The 8,096-nt window shown below is 67.2% G+C and carries 9 protein-coding genes; 1 reads left to right on the top strand and 8 read right to left on the bottom strand.

What is annotated here, in order from left to right; all coding sequences use genetic code 11:
• Window positions 1–199: 199 nt before the first annotated feature.
• From AB0J58_RS12045 to rpmH, 8 genes are all read right to left on the bottom strand, one after another.
• Window positions 200–1,174: a ParB/RepB/Spo0J family partition protein gene (locus AB0J58_RS12045; protein WP_364213813.1), complete on the bottom strand. Its 975-nt coding sequence runs from the start codon at window positions 1,172–1,174 to the stop codon at window positions 200–202.
• Between the two features lie 71 nt (window positions 1,175–1,245).
• Window positions 1,246–2,172, bottom strand: coding sequence for a ParA family protein (locus AB0J58_RS12040; RefSeq protein WP_364154820.1), 927 nt, complete (start codon window positions 2,170–2,172; stop codon window positions 1,246–1,248).
• Window positions 2,173–2,368: 196 nt separating this feature from the next.
• The gene (gene rsmG / locus AB0J58_RS12035; RefSeq protein WP_364213810.1) at window positions 2,369–3,064 is read right to left on the bottom strand and encodes a 16S rRNA (guanine(527)-N(7))-methyltransferase RsmG; all 696 of its coding nucleotides are present in this window, start codon (window positions 3,062–3,064) and stop codon (window positions 2,369–2,371) included.
• Between the two features lie 190 nt (window positions 3,065–3,254).
• Window positions 3,255–3,758, bottom strand: coding sequence for a R3H domain-containing nucleic acid-binding protein (locus AB0J58_RS12030; protein WP_364154817.1), 504 nt, complete (start codon window positions 3,756–3,758; stop codon window positions 3,255–3,257).
• Between the two features lie 35 nt (window positions 3,759–3,793).
• The gene (gene yidC, locus AB0J58_RS12025) at window positions 3,794–4,744 is read right to left on the bottom strand and encodes a membrane protein insertase YidC (protein ID WP_364213807.1); all 951 of its coding nucleotides are present in this window, start codon (window positions 4,742–4,744) and stop codon (window positions 3,794–3,796) included.
• Between the two features lie 4 nt (window positions 4,745–4,748).
• On the bottom strand, window positions 4,749–5,024 hold the full coding sequence (yidD, locus tag AB0J58_RS12020; protein ID WP_343970413.1) for a membrane protein insertion efficiency factor YidD: 276 nt from the start codon (window positions 5,022–5,024) through the stop codon (window positions 4,749–4,751).
• On the bottom strand, window positions 5,021–5,443 hold the full coding sequence (gene rnpA / locus AB0J58_RS12015; protein ID WP_343970416.1) for a ribonuclease P protein component: 423 nt from the start codon (window positions 5,441–5,443) through the stop codon (window positions 5,021–5,023). Before rnpA ends, yidD begins: the two co-directional genes overlap by 4 nt.
• A gap of 61 nt (window positions 5,444–5,504) precedes the next feature.
• Window positions 5,505–5,642 (bottom strand): 50S ribosomal protein L34, encoded by a 138-nt coding sequence (gene rpmH / locus AB0J58_RS12010; RefSeq protein ID WP_010849920.1) that lies wholly within the window; start codon window positions 5,640–5,642, stop codon window positions 5,505–5,507.
• A gap of 532 nt (window positions 5,643–6,174) precedes the next feature.
• Between rpmH and dnaA the strand changes: the two genes are divergently transcribed.
• Window positions 6,175–7,905, top strand: a complete 1,731-nt coding sequence (gene dnaA, locus AB0J58_RS12005; RefSeq protein ID WP_364213805.1) for a chromosomal replication initiator protein DnaA — start codon at window positions 6,175–6,177, stop codon at window positions 7,903–7,905.
• Window positions 7,906–8,096 lie beyond the last annotated feature (191 nt).

Genomic DNA, 8,096 nt, shown 5'->3' with positions numbered 1-8,096 from the left:
TTGTTGGCGGCTTCCCGGCAACAAGATCAACGACGAAGGAGAAGCCCGATGAGCACGAAACGCCACTGGCCTCCCTGTTTCACGTGAAACAGGGAGGCCGTTCTCGTGGGGAATCCTCCGGGAGAGGGACGCCGAGACCGGGATTCACCGGCTCACAACGGGGCGCCATTGACCTCGCCCTCACGAGTCCTGCCGGAAATCACCCTTCCTGTACCTGCAGCGATCCCGGGGCCATCGTGCTGATGATGCGCTCCAGGTCGTCGATGGTCGCGAACTCCACCACGATGCGGCCCTTACGGCGGCCGAAGTCGACCTTCACCCGGGTCTCGAAACGGTCGGAGAGACGGTCTGCCAGATGCCGGAGGACGGGCTCCTCGGTGGGCTTCGCCCGAGGGGTTCGCGGAGCCGGTGCCGGAGCCGCCCTGGTGTCGCCCACGGCGACGATCTCCTCGACCGCGCGGACCGACAGCAGCTCGGCAACGATCCGGCGGGCGAGATGCTCCTGGGCGGCCGGGTCGTCCAGGCGAAGCAGCGCCCGCGCGTGACCCGCGCTGATCGTCCCGGCCGCGACACTGAGCTGCACGCCGGGCGGCAACTTCAGCAGACGGAGCGTGTTGGTCACGTGCGAGCGGGAGCGGCCGATACGGGTGGCGAGCTGCTCGTGGGTCGCGCCGAAGTCGTCGAGCAGCTGCTGATAGGCCGCCGCCTCCTCCAGAGCGTTGAGCTGCTCGCGCTGGAGGTTCTCGATGAGCGCGTCAAGCAGGAGCTTGTCCTCTTGGGTGCTCCGCACGATCGCGGGGATCTCGGAGAGGCCGGCGAGCTTGGAAGCACGCCAGCGGCGCTCACCCATGACCAGCTCGTAGCGCCCCTCGCCGGTCGCACGCACCACGACCGGCTGGAGCAGGCCGACCTCGCCGATCGAGGCGGCCAGCTCCTTCAGTGCCTCCTCGTCGAAGACGTCGCGGGGTTGGCGCGGATTGGGCGCGATGTCGTCGACGGGGATCTCAAGGAAGTAGGCACCCGCGACCGGCTTGGGACCGGACTGCTCCGGCACCACCGGCTCCGGGGCGACCATCGTCACGGTCATCGACACGGGTGTCTCGGCGACGACGGCCGGGCCCGTCGGGATGAGGGCCCCCAGTCCCCTGCCCAGCCCTCTCGGCTGCTTACTCACTGCCCCTCCCGAGGCTCAAGATGTCGCCCTCACTGGCATGTCCGCGGCCACGGCCACGGGATTCGCGGTACTCATACGGCCACACCGCGATAAGCGATCTCACGAGCGGCGTCCATATAGGCCATCGCTCCGCTGGAGCCCGGATCGTACGTCATGACCGACTGCCCGTAGCTCGGGGCCTCGGAGACGCGCACGCTCCGGGGGATCAACGTGCTCAACACCGTCGCGCCGAAGTGGGAGCGGACCTCGTCGGCCACCTGGGAGGCCAGGCGGGTGCGTCCGTCGTACATCGTCATGAGGATGGTGGAGAGGTCAAGCGTGGGGTTCAGATGGGCGCGGACCAGATCCACGTTCCTCAACAGCTGCCCAAGGCCTTCCAGCGCGTAGTACTCGCACTGGATGGGGATCAGCAACTCGTTGGCGGCCATCAGCGCGTTGACGGTGAGCAGGCCGAGCGAGGGAGGGCAGTCAATGAGGATGTAGTCGAACTCAACGGCGTCGTACGCGGTCAGCGCGCGCTGCAGACGAGCCTCACGGGCGACCATCGAGACCAGCTCGATCTCGGCACCGGCCAGGTCGATCGTGGCGGGAGCACAGTAGAGGCCCGGCATGTCCGGGACCTCCTTCACCACCTCCGCGAGCGGCATGTCCTCCACGAGCACCTTGTACATGTCCGGTACGTCGCCGCGGTGCTCGACCGCCAGGGCCGTCGAGGCATTGCCCTGTGGGTCGAGGTCGACCACGAGCACCCGCTGGCCATGCATGGACAGCGCGGCCGCCAGGTTGACCGACGTGGTGGTCTTACCGACGCCGCCCTTCTGGTTGGCGACGGTGAAGATCCGGGTTTTGGGAGGGCGGGGCCAATCTCCATCTCGGACCCCGGTGGAACCTCCAGGAGCGGCGGCGGTCTTCCGGGTCGATGTTTCACGTGAAACCACTGAGCTGAGTGCCTCTCGTACCAGCGGCGAGTCGCCGGGATTAAGGGGGGTCTGGGTCACGGTCGTCGTCCTTTCAACCGGCCTGACTACGGCACCGGGAGCCGGTGCCGGCCAACCCAGACCGGAAAGGCGTCCATGTGGCAAAGCGGCCGGATTCTCGGGCCAGCCGAGACCGCTCGTCGCGCTGGCAATCGCACCTGTACGGTCGTCCACTGGCCTCGTACTCGCTTTGCTCGGTTTGTCTACTGGCCTCGCGCTACCTGCCTCGCGAGGCGCGATCCTTCCGGCGAGCGGTCTTCCGCGCTCCTTCTGGAGCTCGACCGGCGACCACCCGGATGAGAGTTGCGGGCGGCTCGACCTTACCGTGCCCGACCGAGGTGAGCTCAGCGGTTTGAACCCCACTCGACCGCAATTGCCGTTCGGCGTCCGCCAATTCCTCCGCCGCGCGCTCGCCCTTCATGGCCAGCAGCTCGCCCCCCTCGCGCAGGAGGGGAAGCGCCCATTTCAGCAGGCGGTCAAGCGGTGCCACCGCGCGGGCGGCGGCGACGTCGAACTCCCGCCTGCCCGCGAACTCCTCCGCCCGGCCGCGCAACACCTCGACGTTGCCGAGCTTCAGCGACTCCACGCACTCCTCCAGGAAGACCGTCCGGCGAAGGAGCGGCTCCAGGAGGGTGACGGTGATGTCCGGCCGTACGATCGCCAGGACCAGGCCCGGCAGTCCGGCACCGGAACCGATGTCGACCAGACGCGCGTCTGCGGGCACGGCCTCGGCGACCACCGCGCAGTTGAGCAGGTGGCGGTCCCAGATGCGCGGCACCTCTCGTGGGCCGAGCAGCCCGCGCACCACCCCGGGGCCGGCCAGCAGTTCCGCGAACGTCTCCGCCCTGGCCCAGGCGTCACCGGCGAACACCTCGTGCGCGACCACGGGCGGCTCAGGGATCTGGTCACTCACTCGACGCTCACTCTTCCCTCGGAAATGTCGGGGTCAGGCCGGTCTTAAGGCTAACGGCCCGTCTCGACGACACCGCACGGCGCGGGCCCCAAACTCGTATGCCGCCGCCGACATCGTACGGAACAGGCCACGAAAAAGGCCGCCGCCCCTGGAAGAACCAGGGGCGGCGGCCTCTGCCCGTCCGCCGTCGTCAGGCGGGGAGGACCACCACGAAACGGCGGGGCTCCTCGCCCTCGGACTCGCTCCGCAGGCCCGCCGCCGCGACGGCGTCATGCACGATCTTCCGCTCGAACGGGGTCATCGGCTGCAGCGACTTGGGCTCGCCATCCCGCTTGACGTCCGCAGCGATCTTGGTGCCGAGCTCGCTCAGCTCGCTTCGGCGGCGGTCGCGGTAGCCACCGATGTCGAGCATCAGGCGCGACCGCTCACCCGTCTGGCGGTGGACCGCGAGGCGCGTCAATTCCTGGATGGCCTCCAGCACCTCGCCGTTGGGGCCGACCAGATCACCACCCTTGATATCGACCACCGACACCACGGCGCGATCACCTTCGACATCCATGTCGATGTCGCCGTCGATGTCGGCGATGTCGAGCAGACCCTCGACGTAATCCGCCGCGATCTCGCCTTCCTGCTCCAGGGCGGCGAGATCGGGAGCCGCCTTCACGGGCTCCCTCTCGGCCTCGGCCTCGGTCACGTCCGGCCACTCCTTCGTGCTGTCGGGATGAGACGTCAGGACTTCTTGCTACCGGTCCGCTTGCTGCGGGGCTGGCGGGTGGGCTGCTGGCGGACCACCTTGGGCTCCGGCGCGGACGGCGCCTCGGGCTCGGGGGCGGTCTTCTTGACCTTGCTCAGCAGGCTCGGCTTGGGCTCGGGGGTCGTGACGTTGCCCTTCGCGTCGACCACCGGAGAGGGATTGCGGCTGTAGAACCAGTGCTGCTGGCCGAGGGTCCAGAGGTTCGTGGTGACCCAGTAGAGGATCAGGCCCAGGGGGAAGTTCAGCGAGAAGATGGCGAACAGCGGCGAGATGTACATCAGGATCTTCTGCTGCTGCGCCATCGGGTTGTCCGGCATCTGGGCCATCGAGCGGGTCACGCTCTGCCGGACGGTAAGGAAGGTGGTCAGCGAGCTGATCGCCACGAAGACGGCGAGAACGACCTTGGTGATGATGGGGTCGGCGTTCAGCGCGATGATGTCGTTCGCACTGGTGAAGAAGGTCGCCGGGATCGGCGCGCCGAAGATGTGGGCCGCCCTGGCGCTGTCCATCAGCTGCTGGGTCATGCCGAACTTGGGCACCGGGCTGTTGGCCATGGCCTGGAGCACGGTGAACATCGAGATGAAGATCGGGAACTGCGCCAGGATCGGCAGGCAGCCACCCAGCGGGTTGGCGCCCTGCCCCTGGTACAGCGCCATGACCTCCTGGTTCATCCGCTGCTTGTCGTTCTTGTAGCGTTTGCGGATCTCCTGGACCTTTGGCGCCAGTTCCTGCATCTTCTTCGAGGAGCGCATCTGCTTGAGGAAGAGCGGGAAAATCAACAGCCGCATCAGCACGGTGAGCGTGATGATGGTCAGCGCCCAGTTGAGCCCGCTGTTCCTCGGGATGAAGGTGCTGTAGCCCTCGTGAATCCAGGTGATCACTTGGGCGACGGCCGTGTAAAGCCAGTTCAGCCAGGACAGCTCCACCGAGCTAGCTCCCTTGCGTTTCGTCGGACCGGCCCGGGGGAACCGGGTCAAAGCCTCCGGGATGGAATGGGTGGCAACGCCCGATTCTCCGGATCGTCAACCATGTGCCGCGTAGCGCGCCGTGAACGGCCACGGCTTCGAGGCCGTAGGCACTGCACGAGGGGTGGAAACGGCAACGGGGACCCAGCAAAGGACTCACGAAGGCCCGGTAGAACCGGATCGGAGCCATCAGGATCCTGGCAGCCGGAGAAATCCCGGCGATCTGCTGCGCCGTCATCATCGCCCATCCATGCGAGCCCCCGGGGGCTCTAGCCGCCTGAGTAAACGATCCAGCGCGACGTCGAGTTCGGCGGCAATGCGCTCGCTTCGCGCGGACGCGGCCGGTGGATTGGCGCGTACAACAAGCAGGCTACCTCGCGGAAGCCGGTCGAGACGGTTTCGCATGAGGTGTCGCAACTGACGTTTGACCCGATTTCTGATGACCGCGCCTCCTACGGCGCGACTCACCACGAATCCGACCAGGGGAGGATCGTCAGTGTCGGCGCGCATGCCAAAGTGCGCGACCAGGGTGGGGCGGCCTGCTCGGCTTCCCCTTCTGATCGCGCCGGCGAAATCGTCGCCCCGGCGCATGCGGGACCCGGACGGCAACACGAGAGACCTTCGTGACCCTGGGCAGGTACGCCTGTCGCCCGTCGGCATCGCTGCCGACGGGCGACGGGCTCTGCTGCCTTGGCCCGGCGGACCGGGCGCAACGGATGCGTCAGGCGGAGAGCTCGGCGCGGCCCTTGCGACGGCGAGCGGCAAGGATGGCACGGCCGGCGCGGGTGCGCATGCGGAGCCGGAAGCCGTGGGTCTTCGCACGACGGCGGTTGTTCGGCTGGAAAGTACGCTTGCTCACGAGTGGGCTCCAGGCTCAAGACGCATCCCCAGCACATGGGGACGCTCGACAGTGGCTGGCCTGCCGGATGCGGGGCATGCGAAATAGCCGCCGCGTGGCAAGCCGACCGTCGTACGTTACGGGGCAGGCGCGTCCCAGGTCAAACCGGAGAACATCCTGGAGCACGCGAACACAGGTTATCCACCTTTCCACAGGCACGTTTTCCACTGGCGCCCCGCCGTCCACAGGATGTGCACTCTGTCCCCCCCGTACTGCCACTAGGCTGTGGACAACGTCTTGTACACAGCTGTGGACAGGGCTACCCTCGGCCCTTCCAAACCCTCTCTCCACTGCGAGGACGCGTCGGACCGCGGGTAACAGACTGTGCACAGCCTGTGGATTCGATGTGGATATCGAACGGTGCCCACGAAGGTGCCACGGGACGCCCGGCGTGTGGACAACGGCGAGATCCGGTGCTTCCGGCGGCCATCGATGTGGATAAACAGATCGCGGTAGGCCGGCGGGGCCGCGTCGGGAGGAGGGGGGCAGAGCCATGGACGGAACGGACCTCAGCGCGGTCTGGGCGAGGGCGCTGGAGAACTCCCTGAACGAGAACGTCCCGTCTCAGCAGCGGGTCTGGCTCAACATGACCCGGCCCTTCGGCCTCATGAACGACACGGTGGTGCTCGCCGCACCCACGGATTTCGCCAGAGATGTTCTGGAGAACAAGCTTCGTCCGCTTATCAGCCACGCGCTCTCCCAGGAGTTCGGCCGCCCGATGCGGGTGGCCGTCATGGTCGACCCCAGCGCGGCGGGCCCCGAACCCGGACTCGCCTCCCGCCAGGACCCTTATCCCCAGGCACAACCGCAGGGTTATGCACAGGCCGGCGGGGCCCAGCAGGGTTATGCACAACCGGCCAATCCCCAGCACCACGGGGTTTCGGTGCCCCATCCCCCCTACCAGGGGGGCAACCCGGCCGCCCAGCCGTCCACCGAATATCCACAGGCCCAGCCGTTCTCCTACCCCTACCAGCAGGGTGAGGAATCCTCCCCGCCGTACCGCCCCGCGGAGCCGTCCCAGGCTCCCGCGCCGGGGGAATCGAGCCCCGGATACAACCGCGGCGGCTACACCGCGCCCTCGCCGCGTCCCGAGCCCGACTCCTTCGACCGCGGCGCGCCCGCGGTGCCCGGCGGGGGCGGCGTACAGAACAGGTGGGACAGCCGCGGGAGCCGGACGCAGGGCGAGCCCGCCCGGCTGAACCCGAAGTACACCTTCGAGACCTTCGTCATCGGCTCCAGCAACCGGTTCGCCCACGCGGCCGCGGTCGCGGTGGCCGAGGCGCCGGCCAAGGCGTACAACCCGCTGTTCATCTACGGCGACTCGGGCCTGGGCAAGACCCACCTGCTGCACGCGATCGGCCACTACGCACAGAGCCTCTACGACGGCGCGCGGGTGCGGTACGTGAGTTCCGAGGAGTTCACCAACGACTTCATCAACTCCATCCGCGACCACAAGGCCGACAACTTCCGGGGCCGCTACCGGGCGGTGGACATCCTGCTGGTGGACGACATCCAGTTCCTGGAGGGCAAGGAGCAGACGCAGGAGGAGTTCTTCCACACCTTCAACACCCTGCACAACTCCAACAAACAGATCGTCATCTCCAGTGACCGGGCGCCGAAACAGCTGGTCACGCTGGAGGACCGGCTCCGCAACCGGTTCGAGTGGGGTCTGATCACCGACGTCCAGCCGCCCGAGCTGGAGACCCGCATCGCGATCCTGCGCAAGAAGGCGATCCAGGAGGGCCTGGCCGCACCGCCCGAGGTGCTGGAGTACATCGCCAGCCGCATCTCCACCAACATCCGCGAGCTGGAGGGCGCCCTGATAAGGGTGACCGCGTTCGCCAGCCTCAACCGGCAGTCGGTCGATCTGCAGCTCACCGAGGTCGTGCTCAAGGACCTGATCACCGAGGACGCCGGGTCGGAGATAACGGTCGCCACGATCATGGCCTCCACCGCCGCCTACTTCGGCCTGTCGATCGACGACCTGTGCGGCGGGTCGCGCTCGCGCGTGCTGGTCACCGCCCGGCAGATCGCCATGTACCTGTGCCGGGAGCTGACCGACATGTCGCTGCCGAAGATCGGTCAGCAGTTCGGCGGCCGCGACCACACCACGGTCATGCACGCCGACCGGAAGATCCGCTCCCTGATGGCCGAACGCCGCTCGATCTACAACCAGGTCAACGAACTCACCACCAGGATCAAGCAGCAGTCGCGCAATGGCTGAGGTTTTTCACCCCGTGATGCACAGGCTGTGGAAAACCTTGTGGATCAACGATTCGCGGGGGCGGGAAGGGCTCCGGGGCGTTCACTCATGATCATCAGCAAACGGGCCGGTCCGAACCCTGTTCGGGACTGTGGACAACTCTGGGGAGAAGTTGGGGACAACCTGTGGGTAACCCGTGGACAACCTGGGGA

This window comes from Streptosporangium sp. NPDC049644, from assembly GCF_040675205.1.
Lineage (GTDB): Bacteria > Actinomycetota > Actinomycetes > Streptosporangiales > Streptosporangiaceae > Streptosporangium > Streptosporangium fukuiense.
The sequence above is the reverse complement of the archived record's forward strand: the minus strand, read 5'-3'. Positions and strand labels throughout refer to the sequence as shown.

Bases quoted from the DNA above. Each gene is read 5' to 3' on its own strand.
- yidD (WP_343970413.1), bottom strand. From the start codon at position 5,024: ATGATGACGGCGCAGCAGATCGCCGGGATTTCTCCGGCTGCCAGGATC.
- dnaA (WP_364213805.1), top strand. From the start codon at position 6,175: ATGGACGGAACGGACCTCAGCGCGGTCTGGGCGAGGGCGCTGGAGAAC.
- rnpA (WP_343970416.1), bottom strand. From the start codon at position 5,443: ATGCCGACGGGCGACAGGCGTACCTGCCCAGGGTCACGAAGGTCTCTC.